This window comes from Xanthomonas sp. WHRI 6108, assembly GCF_040202385.2.
Taxonomy (GTDB): Bacteria; Pseudomonadota; Gammaproteobacteria; order Xanthomonadales; family Xanthomonadaceae; genus Xanthomonas; species Xanthomonas arboricola.
Genome location: NZ_CP168198.1, coordinates 1,696,373 through 1,719,853, shown reverse-complemented (window position 1 = coordinate 1,719,853; position 23,481 = coordinate 1,696,373). Strand labels below are relative to the sequence as shown.

At 67.2% G+C, this 23,481-nt stretch carries 19 protein-coding genes; 16 read left to right on the top strand and 3 right to left on the bottom strand.

What is annotated here, in order from left to right:
- The first annotated feature begins 27 nt into the window (after positions 1 to 27).
- The 16 genes from purB (at position 28) to ABQ039_RS07335 (ending at position 19,922) form a co-directional block, all read left to right on the top strand.
- On the top strand, positions 28 to 1,395 hold the full coding sequence (purB, locus tag ABQ039_RS07410) for an adenylosuccinate lyase (RefSeq protein WP_184516870.1): 1,368 nt from the start codon (positions 28 to 30) through the stop codon (positions 1,393 to 1,395).
- A 58-nt stretch (positions 1,396 to 1,453) separates the two neighbouring features.
- The gene (locus tag ABQ039_RS07405; protein ID WP_349778620.1) at positions 1,454 to 2,095 is read left to right on the top strand and encodes a DUF3060 domain-containing protein; all 642 of its coding nucleotides are present in this window, start codon (positions 1,454 to 1,456) and stop codon (positions 2,093 to 2,095) included.
- A 192-nt stretch (positions 2,096 to 2,287) separates the two neighbouring features.
- Positions 2,288 to 3,775 (top strand): cupin domain-containing protein, encoded by a 1,488-nt coding sequence (locus ABQ039_RS07400; protein WP_349778626.1) that lies wholly within the window; start codon positions 2,288 to 2,290, stop codon positions 3,773 to 3,775.
- Positions 3,772 to 4,701, top strand: coding sequence for a GNAT family N-acetyltransferase (locus tag ABQ039_RS07395; protein WP_349778619.1), 930 nt, complete (start codon positions 3,772 to 3,774; stop codon positions 4,699 to 4,701). The genes ABQ039_RS07400 and ABQ039_RS07395 overlap by 4 nt, the downstream gene beginning before the upstream one ends.
- A 105-nt stretch (positions 4,702 to 4,806) precedes the next feature.
- Positions 4,807 to 7,710 (top strand): 2-oxoglutarate dehydrogenase E1 component, encoded by a 2,904-nt coding sequence (locus ABQ039_RS07390; RefSeq protein ID WP_179464847.1) that lies wholly within the window; start codon positions 4,807 to 4,809, stop codon positions 7,708 to 7,710.
- Between the two features lie 42 nt (positions 7,711 to 7,752).
- Entirely contained in the window at positions 7,753 to 8,979 is a 1,227-nt protein-coding gene (gene sucB / locus ABQ039_RS07385) for a dihydrolipoyllysine-residue succinyltransferase (protein ID WP_184551612.1), read from the top strand.
- A 111-nt stretch (positions 8,980 to 9,090) separates the two neighbouring features.
- On the top strand, positions 9,091 to 10,533 hold the full coding sequence (gene lpdA, locus ABQ039_RS07380; protein WP_104608029.1) for a dihydrolipoyl dehydrogenase: 1,443 nt from the start codon (positions 9,091 to 9,093) through the stop codon (positions 10,531 to 10,533).
- A gap of 216 nt (positions 10,534 to 10,749) precedes the next feature.
- Entirely contained in the window at positions 10,750 to 11,343 is a 594-nt protein-coding gene (locus ABQ039_RS07375) for a TIGR00730 family Rossman fold protein (RefSeq protein WP_016901548.1), read from the top strand.
- Between the two features lie 389 nt (positions 11,344 to 11,732).
- Positions 11,733 to 12,335, top strand: coding sequence for a YigZ family protein (locus tag ABQ039_RS07370; RefSeq protein WP_349778618.1), 603 nt, complete (start codon positions 11,733 to 11,735; stop codon positions 12,333 to 12,335).
- The gene (locus ABQ039_RS07365) at positions 12,332 to 14,101 is read left to right on the top strand and encodes an ABC transporter transmembrane domain-containing protein (RefSeq protein ID WP_184516856.1); all 1,770 of its coding nucleotides are present in this window, start codon (positions 12,332 to 12,334) and stop codon (positions 14,099 to 14,101) included. Before ABQ039_RS07370 ends, ABQ039_RS07365 begins: the two co-directional genes overlap by 4 nt.
- A 101-nt stretch (positions 14,102 to 14,202) precedes the next feature.
- On the top strand, positions 14,203 to 15,102 hold the full coding sequence (locus ABQ039_RS07360; protein WP_024939324.1) for a hydrogen peroxide-inducible genes activator: 900 nt from the start codon (positions 14,203 to 14,205) through the stop codon (positions 15,100 to 15,102).
- Positions 15,103 to 15,190: 88 nt separating this feature from the next.
- The gene (locus ABQ039_RS07355; protein WP_349778617.1) at positions 15,191 to 16,879 is read left to right on the top strand and encodes an ABC transporter ATP-binding protein; all 1,689 of its coding nucleotides are present in this window, start codon (positions 15,191 to 15,193) and stop codon (positions 16,877 to 16,879) included.
- Positions 16,863 to 17,948, top strand: coding sequence for an HlyD family secretion protein (locus tag ABQ039_RS07350; RefSeq protein WP_065032441.1), 1,086 nt, complete (start codon positions 16,863 to 16,865; stop codon positions 17,946 to 17,948). The genes ABQ039_RS07355 and ABQ039_RS07350 overlap by 17 nt, the downstream gene beginning before the upstream one ends.
- Entirely contained in the window at positions 17,945 to 19,348 is a 1,404-nt protein-coding gene (locus ABQ039_RS07345; protein WP_184610791.1) for a TolC family protein, read from the top strand. The genes ABQ039_RS07350 and ABQ039_RS07345 overlap by 4 nt, the downstream gene beginning before the upstream one ends.
- 151 nt (positions 19,349 to 19,499) lie before the next feature.
- Positions 19,500 to 19,712 carry a hypothetical protein gene (locus tag ABQ039_RS07340; protein ID WP_024939320.1) on the top strand — a complete coding sequence of 71 codons (213 nt, stop codon included), beginning with the start codon at positions 19,500 to 19,502 and terminating at the stop codon, positions 19,710 to 19,712.
- 18 nt (positions 19,713 to 19,730) lie between these two features.
- Positions 19,731 to 19,922: a hypothetical protein gene (locus ABQ039_RS07335; RefSeq protein ID WP_160954873.1), complete on the top strand. Its 192-nt coding sequence runs from the start codon at positions 19,731 to 19,733 to the stop codon at positions 19,920 to 19,922.
- A 60-nt stretch (positions 19,923 to 19,982) separates the two neighbouring features.
- On the opposite strand, the gene ABQ039_RS07330 is transcribed toward ABQ039_RS07335, so the two are convergent.
- The 3 genes from ABQ039_RS07330 to dnaJ all read right to left on the bottom strand — a co-directional run bounded on the left by ABQ039_RS07330 (position 19,983) and on the right by dnaJ (position 23,477).
- On the bottom strand, positions 19,983 to 21,110 hold the full coding sequence (locus ABQ039_RS07330; protein WP_102580989.1) for a prephenate dehydrogenase: 1,128 nt from the start codon (positions 21,108 to 21,110) through the stop codon (positions 19,983 to 19,985).
- On the bottom strand, positions 21,107 to 22,015 hold the full coding sequence (gene pdxY, locus ABQ039_RS07325; protein WP_104574924.1) for a pyridoxal kinase: 909 nt from the start codon (positions 22,013 to 22,015) through the stop codon (positions 21,107 to 21,109). The genes ABQ039_RS07330 and pdxY overlap by 4 nt, the downstream gene beginning before the upstream one ends.
- 334 nt (positions 22,016 to 22,349) lie before the next feature.
- Positions 22,350 to 23,477, bottom strand: coding sequence for a molecular chaperone DnaJ (dnaJ, locus tag ABQ039_RS07320; RefSeq protein ID WP_024939317.1), 1,128 nt, complete (start codon positions 23,475 to 23,477; stop codon positions 22,350 to 22,352).
- Between the last annotated feature and the right edge of the window lie 4 nt (positions 23,478 to 23,481).

Below are 23,481 nucleotides of genomic sequence, written 5' to 3'. Positions count from 1 at the left end.
CCCCGCCAGCCTCCCAGTGCCCTGCCCATGTCGGATTCCGCCCTGCTCGCCCTGTCCCCGCTCGACGGCCGCTACGCTTCCAAAGTGGATGCGCTGCGCCCGATCTTCTCCGAATACGGCCTGATCAGGGCGCGGGTCAAGGTCGAGATCGAATGGCTGCTGGCATTGGCCGCCGAGCCGGGCATCGCCGAGCTGGCGCCGTTCTCGGCCGCCGCCACCCAGACCCTGCGCCGCCTGGCCGACGACTTCAGCGTCGGCGATGCCGCGCGGGTCAAGCAGATCGAGCGCACCACCAACCACGACGTCAAGGCGGTGGAATACTTCATCAAGGAACAGCTCAAGGACGATGCCGAGCTGGGCCCGGCGCTGGAATTCGTGCATTTCGCCTGCACCAGCGAGGACATCAACAACCTCAGCTATGGCCTGATGCTGGAACAGGCGCGCCGCGAGGTGCTGCTGCCCACGCTGGACGGCATCACCGCCAGCCTGCGCACCCTCGCCCATGCCCAGGCCGGCCAGCCGATGCTGTCGCGCACGCATGGCCAGACCGCCTCGCCCACCACGCTGGGCAAGGAAATCGCCAATGTGGTCGCGCGCCTGGAGCGGCAGCGCAAGCAGATCGCCGCGGTCGAACTGACCGGCAAGATCAACGGCGCGGTCGGCAACTACAACGCGCACCTGGTGTCGTACCCGGAGCTGGACTGGGCCGGATTTGCGCAGCGCTTCGTCGAGAGCCTGGGCCTGGTGTTCAACCCCTACACCACCCAGATCGAGCCGCACGACAATGTGGCCGAAATCGGCGACGCCAGCCGCCGCGTCAACACCATCCTGATCGACCTGTCGCGCGACATCTGGGGCTACATCTCGCTGGGCTACTTCAAGCAGAAGCTCAAGGAGGGCGAAGTCGGCTCCTCGACCATGCCGCACAAGGTCAACCCGATCGACTTCGAAAATGCCGAAGGCAATTTCGGCATCGCCAATGCGCTGTTCGAACATTTTTCCGCCAAGCTGCCGATCAGCCGCTGGCAGCGCGACCTCACCGACTCCACCGTGCTGCGCGCGCTCGGCACCGCGTTCGGCCATACCCAGGTCGCGCTGGATTCGCTGGCCAAGGGCCTGGGCAAGCTGACCGTCAATCCCGAACGCCTGGATGCCGATCTGGATGCGGCCTGGGAAGTACTGGCCGAAGCCGTGCAGACGGTGATGCGTCGCCACGGCCTGCCCAACCCCTACGAACAGCTCAAGGCGCTGACCCGCGGCCAGGGCATCACTGCCGCGTCCATGCAGGCCTTTGTCGAGAGCCTGCAGTTGCCGGAGCAGGACAAGCAGCGGCTGCGGGCGCTGACACCGGGTGCCTACACCGGGCTGGCCGAACAGCTGGCGCGCGCGATCTAAGCAGCGGTATCCATCCACCGGTATCACGCCCTTGTATCCAGCTGTCAGGAGTATTGCCATGGTATTGCGCGCGCTGCTGTCTGTCTCCCTGCTTGCGTCGGTGGCCTGCGGATTGCTGGCCTGCGGGAAGCAGGCCGCTCCCGACTCGCAGCCCGACTCCGCCGCTGCCGCGCCGCACGCGCCGGCCGGCGTGGCGGCCGCAGCGGTGCCGCCGGTCCCGTCAGTTCCGTCAGTTCCGTCAGTTCCGAGCATGGACGGCGCCACCCAGGTCGCCAGCAATGGCGAGCGGCCGACACTGATGGTCACCTCGACCAGCGGCACGGTCAGCTGCGACGGCCATAACGTCGATCAGACCGGCCAGAACGCCAATCTGGTCCTCAAGGGTGACTGCGGCACGATCGCAGTGCTGGGCCAGCATGCGATCGTGCAGATCGAGCGCGCCGAGGCAGTGCGCATGGTCGGCAACGATGCCCAGGTCACCCTCGCCGGCGATGCCAGCACCATCGAACTGTTCAGCCGCACCTCCACGCTCAAGGCCGGCCGCATCGGCACGCTGCTGGTGCCGGGCGACGACAACCAGGTACAGGCGCAGGCGATCGCCTCCGCCACGCTGCACGGCCGCGGCAACCGCATCACCCAGCAATCCGGCACTGCGATGGTCAACGACTACGGCAGCAACAACCAGATCTCCACCCGCTGATCTGCTGACACCGAGACACTCAGCTGCATCCCCGGCCGTGCATGGCCCGGACGCGCACCGCAACCTCACCGCGACACCCGCATGCAAGGCAGCGCATGGCGGGCTGGGCGACAATAAGCCACCTCGCCGGCCGCACCGCGCCGGCCCTCCAGTCGGACCCGTGACACCATGAAAAAGACCCCCGCAAAAAAGATCGCCGCCAGGAAAGGCGCGCCACTGCCCTTCGAGATCCATGCCACCCGCGACCAGCCGCTGGGCATGCCGGTCGAGCGCTTCCTGCGCAACTACTGGCACAAGCACCCGCTGCTGATCCGCAACGCGTTTGCGGACTTCCAGTCCCCGCTGCAGCCCGAAGACCTGGCCGGCCTGGCCTGCGAAGACGGCGTGCTGGCACGCCTGATCAGCCACGACCGCGCCACCGACGACTGGAACGTGCGCACCGGCCCGTTCCAGGAAACCGACTTCCCCGGCCTGCCCGACCATGACTGGACCCTGCTGGTGCAGGACGTGGACAAGTGGGACGCCGACGTCCGCGCGCTGCTGGAACAGTTCCGCTTCCTGCCTCGCTGGCGCATCGACGACATCATGATCAGCTTCGCCGCCACCGGCGGCTCGGTCGGCGCGCATGTCGACCATTACGACGTGTTCCTGCTGCAGGGCCAGGGCCACCGCCGCTGGCAGATCGACGCACGCGCGCAGCAGGGCCGCAAGGCCGCGCCGCTGGCGTTCCGCGACGATGTCGAGCTCAAGCTGCTGCGCGACTTCAAGCCCACCCACGACTGGGTGCTGGGCCCGGGTGACATGCTGTACCTGCCGCCGCTGGTGCCGCACCACGGCGTGGCCGAAGACGCCTGCCTGACCTTCTCCATCGGCACCCGCGCGCCGTCCTCGGCCGAGCTGATCGGCGACTACCTGGACACCTTGATCGCCGATGCCGACGAGGCCGTGCGCTATCACGACGAAGACCTCAAGGTGCCGGCCGATCCGTACGAGATCGACGTCACCGCGATGAACCGCGTGGTCGAAGCGCTCAACGCGCTGCGCATGAACGACCCGGATCGCCTGGGCGACTGGTTCGGCCGCTTCATGACCACCTACCGCGCCTCCGGCGACGTGGTGCCGGCACCCGAACCGATTCCCCGCGAGGCCGTCGAGCAGGCGCTGGAAGAAGGCGTGCTGCTGCACCGTCACCCCTGGTCGCGGCTGGCCTGGCGGCGCGCCAAGCGTGGCGCCACCCTGTTCTGCAGCGGCCTGGAATTCGCGCTGTCGGCCAAGGATGCCGCACGTCTGGCCGCAGCCGAAGAGATCGACGGCGCGCTGTATGCGCAGCTGTCCAACCGTGGCCGCGAGGTGGTGCTGGAGCTGCTGGCGCAGGGCCATTACCAGCGCGCCCACGAGGACGCGGAGGACGACATTGAGGACATCGACGACGACCAGGCCCACGTCCTGAGCCTGTCGGGCGACCACGACGATGCCGACGCCGGGGCCGACACGCCGGACGCGGACGATGACATCGACGCCGAAGCCGACGTCGAGCAGGTCGCCGACGCCGCGGACGGCCCGGCCCAGGTTGAGGAGGCCGAACAAGGCGAGGATGCCGACCAGGACGACGACAGAGGGCTGGCCGACGACGACGCGGCATCGGACGCTGACGACGACGGGTCCGACCAGCGCGCATGAGTTCCCAGGCCGGGCCGCAGATCGTCTCGGTGGAGGCGGCGTCCGACGCCGCAGCCCTGCGTGCGCTGCGCCTGGCCTGCGGCACCGGCAGCACCGAGGACAGCACTGCCGACTGGGACGCCCTGGACCCGCTCAGCCTGCACCTGGCGCTGCGCAGCGAGGACGGCCAGTTGATCGGCTCGGTGCGGCTGACGGCGGATCGGCGCATCGACCGGCTCGGCGTGCTGCCGGGCTGGCGCCGCCGCGGCCTGGCCGACCGGTTGCTCGCAGCCGCCGTCGCCAGCGCGCAACAACGCGGCTGGCCCGGCCTACAAACCCGCGTGAACACAGACGCCGAGGCCGTGTTCGCACGCCTGGGCTTCCTGCCGGACACCTCTTCCGACCTGCACCCCGCTAGTGCGGCAACGGCGGGCGATCGCCCGGGCAGGCCCCTGCACCGCCGTCTCGACGGCCCGATGGCGGTGGACGACCTGCGCGCGGCCCTGGCCGCCACCACCGGCCTGCTGTGCGCCGCACGCCGCCAGGTGCTGATCTATACGCGGGCACTGGATCCGCCGCTGTTCGACAACCCCGCAGTGCTCGATGCGCTGCGCCGCTTTGCCACCGCCCGCCACGACAAGCGCGTGCAGGTGCTGGTGCAGGACACCGCCGTCGCGGGCGCCAACAGCAGCGCGATGCTGCGGCTGGCCCAGCGCCTGCCCAGCGTGTTCCGCTTCCGTGCGGTCAGCGATCCGGTCGATGCCAGCTACGCGTCGGCCTATGTGTTGGGCGATGACGCCTACTACTTTCGTCCAACAGGCCATCGCTTCGACGATGGCGAAACCTGGCTGTCGGGCGCGGCGCGCAGCCGCCAGCTGGAGCGCGAATTCGCGCAGATATGGGAGCGCAGCGCGCTTTGGAACGAACCGCGCGCACTCGGCATCTGAGACCGCAGCGCCCTTCGCACGTAGGCGCCAGGCGGTTGCACCTACCCGTCCGGTCAGCTGGCAGACGCCCCCTCACTAGCGCAAGGGGGTATAATTTTTCGAGATTTGAGACCGACCGACAGGGCATCTCGCCCCGCCGCTTCCGCACAATCATCCCCACAGCAGACCCGACTTACCATCGTGGATAATCTCCTAAAGCAGTTCGCACAGTCATCGCAGCTCGCCGGCGGCAACGCCGCCTATATCGAGGATCTGTACGAGCAGTACCTCGTCGCCCCGGACAGTGTTGACCCAAAGTGGAAGAGCTATTTCGATGGCTTCAAGGGTCGCGATGCCGGTGATGTGCCGCACTCGGCGGCCATTGCCCACATCCTCACCGCCTCCAAGCAGGCTGCCAACGCCGGCACCGGCGCCGCGGCCAGTGACGAGCGCGAGCGCAACGTCGGCCGCCTGATCACCGCCTACCGTGCGCGTGGCCACCTCGGCGCGCAGCTCGACCCGCTCGGCCTGACCCCGCCGGTCAACCCGCCCGATCTGGACCTGCCGTTCCACAGCCTGTCGCAGGCGGATCTGGACAGCGAGTTCAGCACCGGCGGCGTCGGCGGCCAGCCGCGCATGAAGCTGAAGGACCTGCTGGCCCGCCTGAAGGCGACCTACGCCAGCACCATCGGCGCAGAGTTCATGCACATCCAGGAATTCGACCAGCGCCAGTGGATCTACAAGCGCCTGGAAGATGCCGGCGGCAAGATCGCCGGCGACGCGGCCAGCCGCAAGCGCACGCTGGAGCGGCTCACCGCCGCCGAAGGCCTGGAGCGCTACCTGCACACCAAGTACGTCGGCCAGAAGCGCTTCTCGCTGGAAGGCGGCGACGCGCTGATCCCGATGATGGACGAGATCATTCGCCAGTCCGGCAACGATCAGGTCAAGGACATCGTGATCGGCATGGCCCACCGCGGCCGCCTCAACGTGCTGGTCAATACGCTGGGCAAGAACCCGCGCAAACTGTTCGACGAGTTCGAAGGCAAGTTCGAGCACGCCCACGACGACCGCGCCCACACCGGCGACGTCAAGTACCACATGGGCTTCTCGGCCGACATCGCGGTCGGTGGCGACAAGCAGGTGCATCTGGCGCTGGCCTTCAACCCCTCGCACCTGGAAATCGTCGACCCGGTCGTGGTCGGCAGCGTGCGTTCGCGTCAGGAGCGCTTCGGCGATGCCGAGCGCAAGAGCGTGCTGCCGATCCTGATCCACGGCGATGCCGCATTCGCCGGCCAGGGCGTGGTGATGGAACTGTTCCAGATGTCGCAGGCGCGCGGCTTCGCCGTCGGTGGCACCGTGCACATCGTGGTCAACAACCAGATCGGCTTCACCACCAGCGCCCGCGACGACGCCCGTTCCACGCTGTACTGCACCGACGTGGCCAAGATGATCGGCGCGCCGGTCTTCCACGTGAACGGCGACGACCCGGATGCGGTGATGTTCGTGTCCAAGCTGGCCTACGAATTCCGCCAGCAGTTCAAGAAGGACGTGGTCATCGACCTGGTCTGCTACCGCCGTTGGGGCCATAACGAGGCCGACGAACCGGCAGCGACCCAGCCGGTGATGTACCAGACCATCCGCAAGCACAAGACCACCCGCGAGCTGTACGCCGCCAAGCTGGAAAGCGACGGCGTGCTGAGCGCCGACGAGGCCAAGGCGCTGGTCGACGGTTACCGCAACAAGCTCGATTCGGGCGAATACACCACCGAACTGGCGACGCGCAAGCCGGACGAATTCGCCATTGACTGGTCCAAGTATCTGGTCGGCACCGCTGCCGATCCGGTCGACACCCGCGTCAAGCGCGAGCAGCTGGATCGTCTGGCCAAGCTGATCACCACGATTCCGGAAGGCGTCGAGCTGCATGCGCGCGTCGGCAAGATCTACGACGACCGCGTCAAGATGGCCGCCGGCGAGCAGGCCGGCGACTGGGGCTTTGCCGAAAACCTGGCCTATGCCACCCTGCTGGCCGAAGGCCACAAGCTGCGCCTGGTCGGCCAGGACGCCGGTCGCGGCACGTTCTTCCACCGTCACGCGATCCTGCATGACCAGAAGACCGACAGCTACCACCTGCCGCTGCGCCAGCTGGTGCAGAACCCCGAAGACGCCACCATCATCGACTCGCTGCTCAGCGAAGAAGCGGTGATGGGCTTTGAATACGGCTACTCCACCACCGACCCGAATGCGCTGTGCATCTGGGAAGCGCAGTTCGGCGACTTCGCCAATGGCGCGCAGGTGGTGATCGACCAGTTCATCGCCGCTGGCGAAGCCAAGTGGGGCCGCATCGCGGGCCTGTCGCTGTTCCTGCCGCACGGCTACGAAGGCCAGGGCCCGGAGCACAGCTCCGCGCGTCTGGAGCGCTTCCTGCAGTTGTGCGCGCTGGAGAACATGCTGGTCTGCGTGCCGACCACGCCGGCGCAGTGCTTCCACATGATCCGCCGCCAGATGCGCATGACCACCCGCAAGCCGCTGGTGGTGATGACGCCCAAGTCGTTGCTGCGCCACAAGCTGGCGGTGTCGAGCCTAGAGGAACTGGCCGAGGGCGAGTTCCAGCATCTGATTCCCGACGCCAAGGCCGATGCCGGCAAGGTCAAGCGCGTGGTGCTGTGCTCGGGCAAGGTCTATTACGACCTGCTCGAAGACCAGACCAAGCGTGGCCAGGACGACGTCGCCATCCTGCGCGTGGAGCAGCTGTATCCGTTCCCGCGTGCGCAGCTGGCCGCCGAGCTCAAGGCCTATGCCAACGCCACCGACGTGGTGTGGTGCCAGGAAGAACCGCAGAACCAGGGTGCGTGGTACCAGATCCGCCACCACCTGAACTTCTGCCTGGCCAGCGGCCAGAGCCTGCATTACGCCGGCCGTGCCCGTTCGCCCTCGCCTGCCGCCGGCCATATGGCCGACCACATCGTCGAACAGCAGAAGCTGGTCGCCGATGCGCTCCTCAATCCGTTCAACGACCAAGTCGCTGAATAACTCACCTTCCCCAAAGAACGAAAACCCTAGGACGCTCCCCGAATGGCCACCGAAGTCAAAGTTCCGGTACTGCCCGAATCCGTTTCCGACGCCACCATCGCCAGCTGGCACAAGAAGGCCGGTGAAGCGGTCAAGCGCGACGAGAATCTGGTCGACCTGGAAACCGACAAGGTCGTGTTGGAAGTTCCTTCGCCGGTCGACGGCGTGCTGAAGGAAATCAAGTTCGAAGCCGGCAGCACCGTCACCAGCAACCAGATCCTGGCGATCATCGAAGAAGGCGCCGTGGCTGCGGCCGCACCGGCCGACGAGAAGAAGGCTGAGGCACCGGCGCCTGCCGCTGCTGCCCCGGCCGCCGCGCCGGCCCCGGCTGCTGCCGCTGCGCCTGCCGCTGCGCCTGCGGCTGCATCCAAGTCCGCTGCCGATGCGCTGCCGCCGGGTGCGCGTTTTTCCGCGATCACCCAGGGTGTGGATCCGGCCCAGGTCGAAGGCACCGGCCGTCGTGGCGCGGTGACCAAGGAAGACATCGTCAACTTCGCCAAGGCCGGCGGCGTGGGCAAGGCGTCCGGCGCCCGTCCGGAAGAGCGCGTGCCGATGACCCGCGTGCGCAAGACCATCGCCAAGCGCCTGATGGAGTCCAAGAACTCCACCGCGATGCTGACCACCTTCAACGAGGTCAACCTGGCCAAGGTCTCGGCCGCACGCAAGGAACTGCAGGACGAGTTCCAGAAGGCGCACGGCATCAAGCTCGGTTTCATGAGCTTCTTCGTCAAGGCCGCCGCCAACGCGCTGCAGCGCTTCCCGCTGGTCAACGCCTCGATCGACGGCGACGACATCATCTATCACGGCTACAGCGACATCTCCATCGCGGTGTCCACCGACAAGGGCCTGGTCACGCCGGTGCTGCGTAACGTCGAGCGCCAGTCGTTTGCCGACGTCGAACAGGGCATTGCCGACTACGCCGCCAAGGCCCGCGCCGGCAAGCTGGGCCTGGACGATCTGCAGGGTGGCACTTTCACCATCACCAACGGCGGCACCTTCGGCTCGCTGCTGTCGACCCCGATCATCAACCCGCCGCAGAGCGCCATCCTGGGCATGCACGCGATCAAGGAACGCCCGATCGCCGAGAACGGCCAGGTCGTGATCGCCCCGATGATGTATCTGGCGCTGTCCTACGATCACCGCATCATCGACGGCAAGGACTCGGTGCAGTTCCTGGTCGACATCAAGAATCAGCTGGAAAACCCGGGCCGGATGTTGTTCGGTCTGTGATGAAAGCCGGGATTGGGGATTCGGGATTGGGGATTGGCGAGAGCCGCCCTTTCCCAAGCATCCCGCTTTTACGAATCCCCAATCCCCAATTCCCAATCTCGTGAGCGAAGAATGAGCGAACAAGAACAATTCGACGTCGTCGTCATCGGTGCCGGTCCGGCCGGTTATCACGCTGCGATTCGCGCGGCCCAGCTGGGCATGAAGGTCGCCTGCATCGACGCGGCTATCGGTAAGGATGGCAAGCCGGCGCTGGGCGGTACCTGCCTGCGCGTGGGCTGCATTCCGTCCAAGGCACTGCTGGATTCCTCGCGCCAGTTCTGGAACATGGGCCACCTGTTCGGCGACCACGGCATCAGCTTCAACGACGCCAAGATGGACGTGCCCACCATGATCGGCCGCAAGGACAAGATCGTGAAGCAGTTCACCGGCGGCATCGCAATGCTGTTCAAGGCGAACAAGATCACCCCGTACTACGGCTTCGGCCAGCTGCTGCCGGGCAACATCGTCAAGGTCGCCCAGCACGAAGGCGGCGAGATCGAACTCAAGGGCACCAACGTGATCCTTGCGGCCGGCTCGGAATCGATCGAGCTGCCGTTCGCCAAGTTCGACGGCGACACCATCGTCGACAACGTCGGCGGCCTGGACTTCACCGCCGTGCCCAAGCGCCTGGCCGTGATCGGCGCCGGCGTGATCGGCCTGGAACTGGGCAGCGTGTGGAAGCGCCTGGGCGCCGAGGTCACCATCCTCGAAGCGCTGCCGGATTTCCTGGCGCTGGCCGATGCCGAAGTGGCCAAGACCGCGCTGAAGGAATTCAAGAAGCAGGGCCTGGACATCAAGCTGGGCGCCAAGGTCAGCAAGACCGAGATCACCGGCAGCGGCGATGCCAAGCAGGTGGTGCTCAGCTACACCGACAGCGCCGGCGAGCAGACCCTGACCGTGGACAAGCTGCTGGTGGCCGTGGGCCGCAAGGCCGCCACCAAGAACCTGCTGGCTGACGGCACCGGCGTCAAGGTGACCGACCGCGGCCAGATCGAGGTCGATGGCCATTGCCATACCGGCGTCGACGGCGTGTGGGCCATCGGCGACTGCGTGCGCGGCCCGATGCTGGCGCACAAGGGCTTCGAGGAAGGCATTGCGGTCGCCGAGCTGATCGCCGGCCTGCCCGGCCACGTCAACTTCGACACCATTCCGTGGGTCATCTACACCGAGCCGGAGATTGCCTGGGTCGGCAAGACCGAGCAGCAGTTGAAGGCCGAAGGTGTCGCCTACAAGGCCGGCAGCTTCCCGTTCGCGGCAATCGGCCGTGCCGTGGCCATGGGCGAGCCGGCCGGCTTCGTCAAGGTCATCGCCGATGCCGAAACCGACCGTGTGCTGGGCATGCACCTGGTTGGTGTGGGCGTGTCCGAGCTGGTGCACGAAGGCGTGCTGACGATGGAATTCAACGGCTCGGCCGACGACCTGGCGCGCATCTGCCACGCCCACCCGACGCTGTCCGAAGCGATCCACGATGCCGCGATGGCAGTGAGCAAGCGCGCGATTCATAAGGCCAACTGACCGGGATTGGTGGATTCGGGATTGGGGATTCGCAACTGCGGCTCTCCGTCCCGGCCCTCTCCGGCAATGACATGGCGCCGGGTGAAAACCCGGCGTTATGTTTTTCAAGCCAGGCAATAACTCAAACAATTCAGCGCGCCCCCTGCCGATGGCATCACCTGAAATCAGCAGCGCTGCCTCGCTTTTACCAATCCCCAATCCCAACTCCCGAATCCCATGAAAAGCATCTGCGTCTACTGCGGCTCCAATGCCGGCAACAAACCCGCCTACGCCGAGCGCGCCACTGCGCTGGGCCAGCGCATCGCCGAGCAGGGCCTGCGGCTGGTGTATGGCGGCGGCAACGTCGGGCTGATGGGCACCGTGGCCAATGCGGTGCTGGCGGCTGGTGGCGAGGTGACCGGGGTGATTCCGCAGCAGCTGGCCGATTGGGAAGTGGCGCACCGTGGGCTGACCACGCTGGAAATCGTTGGCTCCATGCATGAGCGCAAGATGCGCATGTTCGAGCTGTCCGATGCCTTCGTCGCCCTGCCCGGCGGCTTCGGCACCATGGAAGAGATCTTCGAGATGCTCACCTGGCGCCAGCTCGGCATCGGCAACAAGCCCTGTGCGTTCCTGGATATCGAAGGGTTTTACGCACCGCTGATCGGCATGATCGATCGCATGGTGGAAGAGCGCTTCCTGCATCCGGACCAGCGCAGCGACCTGTGGTACGGCGCCGATATCGAACAGATGCTGGAGTGGATGCAGCACTACACGCCGGCGCAGGCCTCCAAGTGGATCGACGAGAAGCGCCGCTCCACGCTGGTGTGATGCGGGGCGACGCCCGCTCCCTGCCCTATCGCGGGCCATGCCCGGCGTCATGGTCGGGCATGCGCAACAGCAAGCGCGCAGCGGCGCTGTAGTCATACATCAGCTGCGTGGAAGTGCAGCGACGCACCGGACCATCTCTGACTTATGCGGCCATCGCTCCGGCGCGATGCCGCACCCGGCGGCACCTGCCACGACCCGAATCCTGCGTCACGTTGTTCGCCAAGTCGACGGAGCAGGCACACGGCCTGCGTGTAACGGCCCCAGGGCCTGCGCGCACCCATTGCGCATCTACCCGTCGTCGCAACGCCGCAACGAACCTCCTGCCGATCTGCAAGCTTGCAACGGCAGTCACGATGGCTGCGGCGACCGGCGCGAGCGGCTCGCATAGAATGGCGACGATGCTCGATACCCTCGCCGCTGACGCGCACCACAGCCTGGACATCAAGCACAGTCGCTTTCTGGCCAACGCTGCGGCACTGGACTCTCCCGCGCAGGCGCTGGAGATCGTGCAGCGCGTGTCCGTTGCCGATGCCACCCACAACTGCTGGGCCTACCGATTCGGGCAGGACTACCGTTCCAGCGACAATGGCGAGCCCAGCGGCACCGCCGGGCGGCCAATTCTCGCGGCCATCGATGGCCAGGGCTACGACCGCGTGGTGGTGGTGGTCACACGCTGGTATGGCGGCATCAAGCTCGGTGCCGGCGGGCTGGTGCGTGCCTACGGCGGCGCTGCGGCCGAATGCCTGCGACTGGCGGCGCGACAGCCATTGATTGCGTTGTCGCTGCTCGACCTGCAATGCCGGTTCGACGACCTGGGCCTGGTGCATGCTGCCTTGAGCGCCTTCCACGCCGACAAGCTGGACGAGCACTTCGACGCGCAGGGCGCGGCACTACGCGTGCAACTGCCGGCCGATCAGCTGGCCGGCTTGAAAACGCGCCTGTGCGACGCCACTCGCAACCGTGTCCATCTCTCATCACCGGAAGCCGCATGAACCAGCCAGCCGCCGCCAGGCCCAACCCGTTGCGGAAGCTTGGCAGCCTGCGCACCTTGTGGCCGTTCGTGCAGCGCCAGCGTGGCCTGTTCGCCGCCTGGCTGATCGCACTGGCCATTTCCTCGGCCGCCACATTGAGCCTGCCGGCGGCGGTCAAGCAGATGATCGACCATGGTTTCTCCGGCGGCTCGCAGATCAACCACGCCTTCGCGCTGTTGTTAGCGGTGGCGGCGGTACTGGCAGTGGCAACGGCCGCGCGCTTCTATTTCGTCGAGCTGCTAGGCGAAAAAGTGGTGGCCGACCTACGCGGCCGCCTGTATGCGCATCTGATCGGGCTGGACGCCGGCTTCCATGATCGCAGCCGCAGTGGCGAGCTGGTGTCGCGCCTGTCGGCCGACAGCGAGCTGCTGCGCGGGATGATCGGCACCACCATGTCGGTGGCATTGCGCAGCTTGGTCACGGTGATCGGCAGCATGGCGATGTTGTTCGTCACCAGCCCGCGGCTGGCCGGCTTCACCCTGATCGGCATTCCGCTGGCGGTGCTGCCGATCGTGCTGGGCGCACGCCGCCTGCAGAAGATCTCGCGCGCCAGCCAGGACCGCGTCGCCGACGCCAACACGCTGGCAGCCGAAACGCTGGGCGCGGTGCGCACCGTGCAGGCGCATGCGCGCGAGCGCTACGAGAGCCAGCGTTTCAGCCAGGCCCTGTTCGCCGCGATCGATACCGCACGGCTGCGCATCCGCACCCAGGCCACGGTCACCGCGGTGGCGATCATGCTGATCTTCGGCGCCATCGTCGGTGTGCTGTGGCTGGGCGCGCACGATGTCATCGTCGGACGCATGACTCCCGGCACGCTGGGACAGTTCGTGTTGTACGCGCTGATCGGCGGCGGCTCGGTCGGTGCCTTGGCCGAGGTCTGGAACGAGTTGCAGCGCGCGGCCGGCGGCATGGGCCGGGTCGGCGAACTGCTCGACGAGCGGCCGGCGATCGTCGCGCCGGCCACGCCGCAGCCCTTGCCGCAGCCGCTGCGCGGCGCGATCCATTTCGATCAGGTGGTGTTCCATTATCCGCAGCGCCCCGATGCGCCGGCGCTGGATGGCTTCGACCTGCATGTCCATCCGGGCGAAACCGTGGCGCTGGTCGGGCCCTCCGGCGCCGGCAAGAGCACGGTGCTGGCGATGTTGCTGCGCTTCCACGACCCGGTCAGCGGCAGCCTGCGTATCGACGAGGTGGACCTGCGCGATACCGACCCGGTACTGCTGCGCGAACGCATCGCCCTGGTGCCGCAGCAACCCACGCTGTTTGCCGCCAGCGCCGCCGACAACATCCGCTATGGGCGCCTGGACGCCAGCGATGCGGAGGTGCAAGCCGCCGCCGCGGCCGCCGAGGCCGACAGTTTCATCCGCGCCCTGCCGCAGGGCTACGCCAGCGAACTCGGCGAACGCGGCACGCGCCTGTCCGGCGGCCAGCAGCAACGGGTGGCGATCGCGCGCGCCTTGCTCAAGGACGCGCCGATCCTGCTGCTGGACGAGGCCACCAGCGCGCTGGATGCGCAGAGCGAACGCGCCGTGCAGCAGGCGCTGGACCGGCTGATGGAAGGCCGCACCACGCTGGTCATCGCCCATCGCCTGGCCACCGTGCTCAAGGCCGACCGCATCGTGGTGATGGATGCCGGCCGCATCGTCGCGCAGGGCACGCACGCGCAGTTGATCGCCGAAGGCGGCCTGTACGCGGAGCTGGCGCGGCTGCAGTTCATCGATCAATGACGCCTGGGTGACACCGGCGTGTGCTGTCATGCCAGCGTGTCTGCGGCAGCGGCCCGGGCCGATCCTGCGCCCCCACGCGCCCCCACCTGACGACGTCACGCATGCCCCGCCCCAGAACCACCATTCGCCAACTCAGTTATTTCGTCGCGCTCGCCGACACCGGCAGCTTCACCCGCGCCGCCGAGCAGATGGGCGTGTCGCAACCCTCGCTGTCGCAGCAGATCCGTGCGCTGGAAACCATCGTCGGCGCCGCGCTGTTCGAACGTGGCGTGCCGGCCATCCTGACGCCGTTGGGGCGCGACCTGCTCGAACGCGCGCGCAGCATCCTGCTGGACGTCGCCGATCTGGAAGAGGTCCGCGCCACCTCGGCCGACACCTTGATCGGCACCATCCGGCTGGGCGTGTCGCCAACGCTGGGCGCCTACCTGATGCCGAGTCTGGTGGCGCGCCTGCACCGCGAACATCCGGCACTGCGCGTGCACGTGCGCGAAGGCCTGCCGACCGCGCTCGCCAGCGGCCTGGCCAGCGGCGTGCACGACCTGATCCTGGCGCAATTGCCGGTGGCCGGGCGCGGCCTGCACAGCGAGCGGCTGTTCCGCGAACCGCTGCACGTGACCATGGCCGCCGATCATCCCTTGCGGGCCAAGACCTGCATCACGCCGGCCGATCTGCGCGGCGCCAACCTGCTCACCTTGATGCCAGAGTACCGCCTGGCCGAACAGGTGGCGGCGATCGCCATGGACGTCGGTGCCAATGTGCTGCGCGATTACGAAGGCACCAGCCTGGATGCGATCCGCCAGATGGCCGGGATGGGCATGGGTCTTGCACTGCTGCCAGACCTGTATGTGCGCCAGGAAATCCGCGAGGGCGACGATGTCGTGGTCCGGCCGATCAAAGGCGGACGCTACTATAGGGAGATCGGGCTGTTGTGGCGGCAGGGCGCAGGACGCGCGCCGGCCTTCGGCCTGATCGCCGATCTTCTGCGTGCGGTGGCCGCATAGGAAAATCCTATGCCTCGAATAAGTGCTGCGGCCTTGTTCGCCAGCTGCAACTCGTCAATGCTTCATTGAACTCATCAACGGAAATCGAATGGCGGGCAAGCAGATCGGATGGCGGGAAGCGGGAGCCTGGCTGGCGGAAATCGTCGGGCCGGACATGCCCTATGTGCGCCTGGCCATGGTGTACGGAGTCGCGATCAGCCTGCTGTCGCTGGCCACGCCGATCTCGGTGCAGTTGCTGATCAACAGCGTGGCCAATACCGCGCTGGCGGCGCCGCTGTGGACCCTGTCGAGCCTGTTGCTGGGCCTGTTGCTGCTGGTCGCCGGCCTGAGCGCGATGCGGGTGTGGATCATGGCGCTGTTCGAGCGCCGACTGTTCGCACGCGTGGTGTCGGAAATCACCGTGCGCGCGGTGCATGCGCAGAATCCGTTCTTCGCCGACCAGAACCGCGGCGACATGTTCAACCGCTACTTCGATCTGGTGGTGGTGCAGAAAGCGGTGCCGAGCCTGGCCATCGGCGCCTTCACCATCGTGCTGCAATCGGCGGTCGGGCTGATACTCACCAGCTTCTACCACCCGTTCTTCCTGGGCTTCAATGCCTTGCTGCTGCTGGTCATCTTCGGCATCTGGATGATCTGGTCGCGCGGGTCGATCCGCACCGCGGTCGACCTGAGCCATGCCAAGCACGAGGCCGCGCGCTGGCTGGAAAGCGTCGGCGGCTCCAACGGCTTCTATAAATCCAGCCGCCACCTCAACTTCGCGATGGACCGCTCCGAGTCCGTCACCGCCGCCTATGTCGACCGGCATCGGCGCCACTTCCGTTACAGCTTCACCCAGACGGTGGCGTTCCTGCTGGTCTACGCGATCGCCAGCGCGGCGCTGCTGGCGCTGGGCGGCAACCTGATCCTGCGGGGCGAGCTGTCGATCGGCCAGCTGGTGGCAGCCGAGCTGATCCTCAGCGCGGTCTTCTACGGCATCTCGCAACTCGGTGCGTACCTGGACGCGTTCTACGACCTGGTGGCCAGCTCCGAGGAACTGTCGCTGCTGTTCGCCATCCCGCAGGAACGCGCGGTCGTGGCACCCGGCAAGACGCCCGGCAACAGCGCGGTGCGCCTGGACGGGGTGGTGATCGACGGCGCGCGTTTCGATTTTTCGCTGGCTGCCGGCGAGCAGTTGGTGACGATCGCCGATGGCGGCGCGGAGCGGCTGCTGGCGATGATCCTCAAGCGCCACGTGGTCCCCGATCGCGGGCTGGTCATGGTCGGCGGTGCGGACATGGCCACCTTCGACATGTATCTGCTGCGCTCGGAAGTGACGGTGCTCGACCGGCCGACCATTGTCGAAGTCACCATCCGCGAATATCTGGCGCTGGCGTCGGCCGATGTGAACTCCGAGGCGATGCTGGAAGCGATCGATGCGGTGGGCTTGCGCACCCGCATCGCCGCGCTGCCGCACGGCCTGGACACGCGGCTGGCGGCCTCCGGCTACCCGCTGTGGATCGGTGAAGTGATGGCCTTGAAGCTGGCCAATGCGCTGCTGGTGCGCCCGCGCGTGCTGATGCTGTCGCAGCTGTACGACCTGATTCCCGCCGACCGCCTGGCCGGCGTGCTGCGACGCCTGAAGGCGGCCGGCACCACGGTGCTGCTGTGCACCGGCCGGCCGGAAGACATCACCCTGGATGGCTGGTTCCACCTGCAGCCCGAGCGACAGCAGCGCTTTGCCACCCGCGCCGAACTGGTCGCCTCCACGCAGGAGGCAAACGATGCAGCACGCTACTGATCGCAACGCGCACTTCCCCACCCTGGCGGCGATGCGCCCACCCAGCATCGCCAAGGCGCTGGCCTGGATGTTGCTGATCGGCATTGTCATTGCCAGCGCGATCCTGGCGCTGGCGCCGTGGGTGCAGACCGCCAGCGGCAAGGGCCAGGTGGTGGCGCTGGATCCGGGCGACCGCCAGCAGCAGGTCACCGCCTTCGTGCCCGGCCGGGTCGAGCGCTGGTACGTGCACGACGGCCAGCATGTCTCGCGTGGCGATCCGATCGCGCGTGTCGGCGACCTGGACCCGGATCTGCTCGCCCGCCTGGCCAGCGAGCGGGCCCAGGTGCAGGCGGAAATCACCGCGATCCAGCAATCGCGCGCGGTTGCCAGCATCGATGTGGCGCGCAGCAGGCAATTGCTCGCCGAAGGGCTGGCCGGCCGCCGCGACTTCGAGCTGACCCAGATCAAGGTCGCCGAGGCCGATGCCAAGCTGGCCGAATCGCGCGCCAAGCTGACCCGCATCGACATCCAGTTGAACCGCCAGTCGGCGCAGCTGGTGCGCGCACCGCGCGATGGCCGCGTGCAGCAGCTCAACGCCGCCAGTGGCAGCGCGATGGTCTCGCCTGGCACGGTGCTGGCGGTGATCGCGCCGGAGCGGGTGGAGCGCGCGGTCGAGCTGTATATCGACGGCCGCGACGTGCCGCTGATCCGCCCCGGCCGCCCGGTGCGGCTGGAGTTCGAAGGCTGGCCGGCGATCCAGTTCAGCGGCTGGCCGTCGGTGGCGCACGGCATGTTCGATGGCCGCGTGCGCGCCATCGACCCCAATGCCGCGCCCGATGGCCTGTTCCGCATCCTGGTCGAACCGCAGCCGGGCAAGCCGGCCTGGCCGGCGCAGGAATTCGCCCGCCAAGGCGGCAAGGTGCGCGGCTGGGTGCAGGGCGAAACGGTGAAGGTGGGCTACGAACTGTGGCGCCAGCTCAACAATTTCCCGCTGGAGTTTGGCCGCCGTCCGGCAGCGACGACGACGCAGGATGAGGGCAAGGGCAAGGCGGCGCCCAAGGCCGAAGACGACGAGACCGGCAAGAAATGATCCGCCGTCTTGTCGCCTTGCTGATCGCGCTCGTACCGGGAGTGGTCGCCGCCCAGACCACCCCGCTGACGCTGGACGAAGTGCTGCGCTCCTCTGCACGCTCTTCCCCGCAGATCGTCGAAGCGCTGGCCAAGGTCCGCCAGGCCGAAGGCAAGGGCATCTCGGCCGATGGTGCGTTCGATACCGTGTTCGATCTCGACGGCCGTTCGCGCGAGGCCGGCTACTACGACGGCAGCACGATCGAAAGCACCGTCAAGCGTCCCTTCGATGACAACGGCGGCTATTACTACGGCGGTTACCGCTCCTCGCGCGGCGCGTTCCCGGTGTACGAAGACAAGTCCTACACCGACCGCGGCGGCGAAGTGAAAGTCGGCGCGCTGTATGCGTTGCTGCGCGACCGCGTGGTCGACGAACGCCGCACCCGCCGCAGCGTTGCCGGTGGCGATATCGATGTCGCCCAGTACGAAGCGCAAATGGTCGCCATCGGCGTGCAACGCCGCGCGGTGGATGCTTACCAGAGCTGGGTCGCGGCCGGCCTGAAGCTGCGCGCGTACAACGAGCTGCTGCAGCTGGCCGAGCAGCGCCGCAATGCGATTTCCCGGCAGGTGACGCTGGGCGCGCGGCCCACCATCCTGCTGACCGAGAACGACCAGAACCTGGTCCGCCGGCGTGCCCTGGTGGTGCGCTCGGAGCAGGACTTCGCCAACGCCGCCAATGCCTTGTCGCTGTACCTGCGCGACGATGCCGGCATGCCGTTGATCGTCTCCACCGAGCGCCTGCCGGCCGATACATCGGCGCTGGAAGGTCTGGCCGGTGCCAGCAGGATCACCGCGCCGGTGGAGCGCCCCGATTACCGTGCGGTGCTGACCCGGATCGACCAGGCCACCGCGCGGCTGATGCTGGCGCAGAACGATCTCAAACCACGCCTGGATGTCAGCTTCGAGGTCAGCAAGGACCTGGGGGCGCCGGGTGTGGGTGGCCCGAACCGCTCGCCGACCGATGCGATCATCGGCTTCCGCTTCAGCGTGCCGCTGGAAAACCGCACCGCCAAGGGCAAGGTCGCCGAAGCACGCGCCGAGATCGAGGCGCTGGATCAGCGCAGCCGCTACCTGCGCGACCAGATCACGGTGGAGGTCGAGTCGATCGTCATTTCGCTCACCGCTGCCGAGCGGCTGGCCAAGATCGCCGACGAAGAACGCAGCCTGGCCGACCGCCTGGCCGTGGCCGAGCGCCGACGCTTCGAACTGGGGTCGGGCGATTTCTTCCTGGTCAATCAGCGCGAAGAAACCGCCAACGATGCCCGCGTGCGCCTGATCGATGCGCAGGCGCGCATTGCCTCGGCGCGTGCCGAGCTGGCAGCGGCAACGGCCGACCGGGACGCATTGCAGCTGAGCCGTTGAGCAGGCTGCCTGCCGGCTCCCGAGCGGTGCCGCAGTGCGCAATGACGCCCGGGTAACACCTGCCTGCGCATGCTCGCCTGCACCGGCCCGGCGCCGGGCGTGCGGTCCCTGGCGGCTCGCACTGCGACCCTGAAATCCTTCGGAGGTGCGTATGTCTTTCCGGCAATTTCCCGCAATCGGTGCAGATGGCGAGTCCTACGTCATCATCGAATTCCGCGACGAGCTCGAATCCCGCAACGGGCAGCAAGGCCGCATGCAAGCGCATACGGCGCCACGCTACGAACTGCCCGATGGCCGCCGCCTGCAACGGCAGGGCCAGCGCTTCATCACCGATGGTGGCGAGCTGCGCCTGTCGACGCCCTGAAATAGCACTGGTCATTTTTTGACCAACCCGTCCGTAGCCGTTGCAGCGCAAAGGCTGCGCACAGTTATCCACATGCTTGTGCAGGTTTCATCCACACCCTATGTGGATGAAACCGGTGCGCGTTATTTGGCATTGCGCCGAGCGACAATCACCCTCGCCCTCGATGCATCGCATGCGGTATCGCTCGGCCAGCACATGATCGGCGCCTGACATCTGCACCCTGCTGCGGCCATCGACAGTGGGCAAGCCCACGGCCGCCCTGCACTGTTGCTACCCGTTGCGGTCGGAACGCTCCAGCACCCGTCCGATGCCGCTGCGGTCGATTTCGCTGGCCGCCTGCGCCAGCGCCGCGCGATCGCTACCCGGCTCGAACCCGATGCGGAAATGCAGCTCGCCCACCGGCGTGCGCGAGGAATGGATCGACGACAGGTTCACCCCATGCTGCTCGAACACATGCAGCAAGGCACGCAACGAGCCGGGCTGGTCTTGCGGCAGATACACGCTCAAGGTCAGCGGTTCGGTGAGGTCAGCCAGCAGGTAGCCCACGCGCTCATAGGTGTAGTTGCCGGCCGCGAGCGATTCGCCCTGCAGCGCCTGCGCGTTGTCGTCCAGGAACCGGGCGCGAAACTGCGCGCGCGCCGCATCGTCGCCCTGCGCGACCAGGGCGCGCAGCTCCTGCAGTTGCAGCAACAAACGATCGAGCATCTCGCCGACATAGGGGTTGCCGAACTGGATGTCTTCGTAGATCGCCGGATTAAGCGAGAGGATGCGTGCGATCACCGCGGTATCCAGCTCGAACGAGGCCGAGCGATACGGCATCAGCGCGCGCAGCTCGCCGAGCAGTGGCGCGTAGTCGCGCAAGGTGCCGGCCTGCGCCAGATGGGTGGCGTGCACCATTGCCTGCACCAGCGCCATCACGCGGTCGTGGTGCTCGGGCGTGGCGTACACGCACTCGGCCTGCAACGCGGTACACAGCGCCTGTACCCACGTGGACCAGTGCTGCAGGCGTGCCTGGCAGACCACCATCACCCGACCTTTCAAGGTGGGCGATTTGGGCGGTGCGGTCATCGGATGCAGGCCGACGACCTCGGCCGGCGAGGCCAGCATCGCAGCCACCGGTGCCTGCTTGATCGAGGTGACATCCATCCACAACTGCGACGCGGCGCGCGGGCCGGCAAGATCCACATAGCGCTCGATCAAGCCGGCGGTGTGGCGGATCGGTGCAGAGAAAATCAGCACGTCCGCTCGCTGCGCCAATGTGGCTTCGTCGATGTCGCCGTCAGCTGCCGGATCGAAGCCGATCACCTCCAGCCGCATGCGCGTGCGCAAGAACTGCGCCAGCCAGCGTCCGTAGGCACCGGCGATGCCGACGATGCCGACCACCGGCTGCGCCATCACGCCAAGCGCTCAACGGCAAAGCGCGGTACGGCCGCGAGTGCGGCAGGCGCGGCGGCCAGCACATCGAACTCTTCGAAACCTGCAGCCAGGGTCGCTTCCAGCGCGCTGTGCACGCCGCTGAGCGCGTGCCCCACCGCCTGCTCGAACGGCACCTCGCGCAGCAGCAAACCGATCAGCAAGGCCATCAGCACATCGCCGGTGCCGGCCACATCCACCGGCAGATGCGGCGTAGCCCATCGATACACCGCCGTGTCGCTGACCGCCAGGGTCACCAGCTCACCGGCCGCACCGGCCACGCTGTGTGCGAGCACCCATTGCGGGCCGCGCGCCAGCAATGCGCGCGCGGCGACGATGGCATCGTCCTGCTGCAGACTCGGCAAACCGGTCAGGCGCCCGAGCTCGAACGCATTCGGCGTCACCAGCCAGGCATGCGGCAACAGCCGCTCGGCGAAGACGCGCTCCAGTCCAGGCTCGACATACGGGCCGGTGTGCGTGTCGCCGATCACCGGGTCCAGGCAATACCGCAGCTGCGGCGCCTGCGGCAGGGTCTGCTCGAGCCAGTCGGCGAATGCCTCGCCATTGGCCAGGCTGCCGAAGTAGCCGGAGACCAGCATGCGCGCACGCTGCGGCAGGCCGCGCTCGGTGGCACCCAGCAACAGGTCGGCCAACCAGTCGGCCGGCAGGATGCGGCCGCGCAAGGTGGCGTAGAACGGTGCGTTGCTCAGCAGCGTGGTGGGCACTTCCGCCACCCGCAGGCCCAGCGCGCGCAACGGCGGCACCGCCGCGCTGTTGCCGGCATGGCCATAGACCAGTTGCGATTGCACCGAGATCACATCGATCGGCGAAGGACCATCCGGGCGCTGGCGGCGACCGTGGACGAGGTGACTGTCGGGGGCATTGTTCATCGCCGCATTTTACGCCAGCGCCATGGCGCGCCCAGCGTCGATCGATGCGCCCACCGTCCGCTCGCCGCTGCACGCTCCGCAGCCAGGCTGGTCTATGCGCCGGCAGCAGTCGCTATCGCCCTTACCTTTACGGGCTCCCGCCGCACAAACGCAAATGCCGGCCCCTGGGGCCGGCATTCGTAGGGAGAACTTCGCTCAGCCGTGCAACTCTCCGGGCATTCGGAAGCGGGCATCCGCTCCCACGAATCCCGAATCGCCACACTGGCGCACTACCCCGGCAGGCCGGGCCACACCGCCCTTACGATTCCCCAATCCCGATTCCCGACCCCCGGCCTCAGGACGTCATCCGATCCCAGAAGCCCTTGACGCCATCGATGAACGTGGCCGACTTGGGCGAATGCTTGCGGGCATCCTCACCGGTGAACGTGGCCTCGAACTGCTGCAGCAACGCGCGCTGGTCGGCGGTCAGGTTCACCGGCGTTTCGACCACCACGCGGCAATACAGGTCGCCTTCGGTGCGGCTACGCACCGAGCGCACGCCCTTGCCGCGCAACCGGAACAGCTTGCCGGTCTGGGTTTCGGCCGGAATGCGGATCTCCGCCTCGCCGCCCAGGGTCGCCACACGCACGGTGTCGCCGAGCGCCGCCTGCGAGATGCGGATCGGTACTTCGCAATGCAGGTCGTCGCCGTCGCGCTGGAAGATCGCATGCTCGCGCACGCGCACCTCCACATACAGATCGCCTGGCGGCGTGCCGGCCGGACCGGCCTCGCCCTCGCCTGCCAGACGGATGCGGTCGCCGGTATCCACACCGGCAGGCACCTTGATCGACAGCACCTTGTCCTCTTCCACGCGACCGGCGCCGTGGCAGGTCTTGCACGGATTCTGGATCAGCGTGCCGCGCCCGTCGCAATGCGGGCAGCTCTGCTGCATGGCGAAGATGCCGCGCTGGATGCGTACCTGGCCGCGTCCGTGGCAGGTCCCGCACACTTCCACCTTGCCGTCTTCCGAACCGCTGCCGTGGCAGGGCTCGCACTCGATCAGGGTCGGGATCTCGATGCGGCGCTCGATACCGGCGACGGCTTCTTCCAGATCCAGTTCCAACACGTAACCGACGTCGGCGCCACGTCGCGCAGCGCGCGGACCGGCGGCGCCACCGCCGAAAATATTGCCGAAGATATCGCCAAAGATATCTCCCATGTCCGGGCCACCCGGCCCACCACCACCGCCCATGCCGTGCTCGAACGCAGCGTGGCCATGCGCATCGTAGGCACGACGCTTGTTGCCGTCCGACAACACTTCATAGGCTTCCTTGCACTCCTTGAACATCGCCTCGGCAGCAGCGTCGCCTGGATTGCGGTCCGGGTGGTGCTTCATCGCACAGCGCCGATACGCCTTCTTCAGCTCCTCGTCGCTGGCGCCACGGGCAACGCCCAGCACTTCGTAGTAATCGCGTTTGCTCATAAGC